Source organism: Paratractidigestivibacter sp. (genome assembly GCF_052362415.1).
In the GTDB taxonomy this organism is placed as follows: domain Bacteria; phylum Actinomycetota; class Coriobacteriia; order Coriobacteriales; family Atopobiaceae; genus Paratractidigestivibacter.
On record NZ_DAWEMK010000168.1, the window covers coordinates 1 to 2,531 of the forward strand.

General features: G+C 62.5%; 1 protein-coding gene. It reads right to left on the reverse strand.

What is annotated here, in order from left to right:
- Nucleotides 1-75: 75 nt before the first annotated feature.
- The coding region (locus ACT84W_RS10445; RefSeq protein ID WP_444329166.1) for a DNA-directed RNA polymerase subunit alpha C-terminal domain-containing protein at nt 76-2,531 on the reverse strand (2,456 nt) is incomplete at its 5' end.

The following is a 2,531-nucleotide window of genomic DNA, read 5'->3' on the forward strand; positions in this document are numbered from 1 at the left end:
GTTTTCTTCAACAAAAAAGACCCGCTCCCCTGTTGGGAAGCGGGTCTTTGGAAGGACGGTTAACGTACTAGGAAATTACTCCTCGTCGTTGTCCTTGGCCTCTTCGGCGTCGTCGGTGTCCACGAGCTGGTTGAGCAGCTCGTCGAGGGAAGCCATGTCCTCGTTGATGGCACCGTTGGCGGGAGCCTTCTTGTCGTCGATCGGGGCGCCCAGGAGCTCCTCGTCGGCGTCGGCGTGATGCGTCGGCGCGGCGGAGGTGCCCAGCAGGATGTCGTCCGGACCGTCGGGGCTAAAGACCATCTGCAGCAGCTGCGAGAGGTCTTCCTCGTCGGCAACGTCGTCGTTGTTCTCGAGGATGTAGAGCAGGTCGTGGGCCTCCAGGCCGTCACGGAGCTCCTCGATCGCCTTGGCACCGATACCATCAATGCGCAGCAGATCCTCCTCGGACTTGCCGACCAGGTCGCCGACCGTCTCGATGCCGACCTCGCTGAACTTGTTGGTCCAGCGCTGCGACACGCCCAGGTCGTCGAACAGGTACAGGCGAGCCTTCTCGGCGGAGATGGTGTGGCCGTTGCGGGTGAACGAACCGTCAGCACCACCGAACTCGTCGTAGCCGGCCCAGTCGAGCTGCTGCGGGAGCTGCTCGTCCAGGTCCTTGAGCTCCACAGGAGCCCACTCGGGCAGCGACTTGGCGTTGGGCGAAGCCGGGCCGTCGATGTCCACGTAGCCATCGGCCGTACGATACGTCAGCTTGGCGTTGGCGTACGGCTTGAGGCCGGTACCAGCCGGGATCTTCTTACCGACGATGACGTTGGACTTAAGGTCGAGCAGGTGGTCGACCTTGCCCTCGATGGCAGCCTCGGTAAGGACGCCGGCGGTACGGATGAACGAAGCGCTCGACAGCCAGGAGTCGATGTTGGACGCGACCTTGAGCGTACCCAGGATGACGGGCTCGGCCACGGGAGCCTGACCGCCCAGACGGGCAACGCGCTCGACCTCGTCGGCGAACTCGTAGCGGTCGACGTACTGACCGAGCAGGTACTTGGAGTCGCCGGGGTTGGTGATCTGAACGCGACGCAGCATCTGACGTGCGAGCACCTCGATGTGCTTGTCGTTCAGGTCAACGCCCTGACTGGTGTAGACGTCCTTGACGCTCTCGACGAAGGTGTGCATCGTCGACTCGATGTCGGTCAGCTTGCGCAGGTTGCGGAAGTTGACGAAGCCCTTGGTGATCTGGTCGCCGGCGCGAACCTCGCAGCCGTCCTCGATCTCGGGCATAAAGCGCACCGAAGCGGGGACGCGACGCTCGTCGAGGACACGGGTGTGATCCTCGGAGTCGGTGAGCGTCAGCACGTACTCGGACTTCTCGGGCTTAATCGAGAGGTGACCGGAGTACGGAGCCAGCTCGGCCTCGCGACCCAGAATCTTCTCGTTGACGTTGCCGACGATATCGAACATACGGCTGACCGTAGGCAGACCCTGCGTAATATCGTCGACGCCAGCGACGCCGCCGGAGTGAATGGTACGCATCGTAAGCTGCGTACCGGGCTCGCCGATGGACTGGGCAGCAATAATGCCGACGGCAGTACCGATAGCGACCGGGCGACGGGTGGAAAGATCCCAGCCGTAGCACTTCTGGCACACGCCGTACTTGGAGCGGCAGGTGAGCAGCGCGCGGAGCTTGACCTTCTTAAGGCCAGCATCGACCATCTTCTGGATGTCGGCGACCTTCTCGATGTAGCCGTCCTGCTCAAAGAGCACGGTGCCATCGGGAGCCACGACGTCCTCGATGAAGCAACGGCCGACGAGGTCGGTGTTGAGGTCGGTGGTGCCGGGGATGATGAGGTTGTAGGTGACGCCCTCGTGCGTACCGCAGTCCTCCTCGCGGACAATGACGTCCTGGGCCACGTCGACCAGACGACGGGTCAGGTAACCAGAGTCCGAGGTGTGGGATGCGGTATCGACCAGGCCCTTACGGGCGCCGTAGGTCGAAATGAAGTACTCGAGCGGCAGCAGGCCCTCGCGGAAGTTCGCCTTAATGGGAAGGTCGATCGTCTCGCCGGACATGTCTGCCATCAGGCCACGCATGCCGCCGAGCTGACGCAGCTGGGTCTTAGAACCACGGGCGCCGGAGTCGGCCATCATGTACAGCGGGTTCTCCTCGTCGAACATGTCGAGCATGAGCGCTGCAACCTTGTCGGTACAAGCGGTCCACTCGTTAACGACTTCGATGTGGCGCTCCGTCTCGTTGATGAAGCCCTCCTCGAAGTACTCGTTGATCTGGTCGACGTTGGCCTGGGCGCGATCGAGCAGCTCCTGCTTCTCGGCAGGGATGAGAGCGTCCCACACCGAGATGGTAAGGCCGGCGCGGGTAGCGTAGTGGAAGCCGGAGTACTTGATGGCGTCGAGGATCGGGCCGACCTTGGCCTCGGGGTAACGATCGCAGCAGTCGGCAACCAGCTTGGCCACATCGCCCTTGACCATCTTGTAGTTCATGAACTCATAGTCTTCGGGCAGGCACTGGCGGTTGA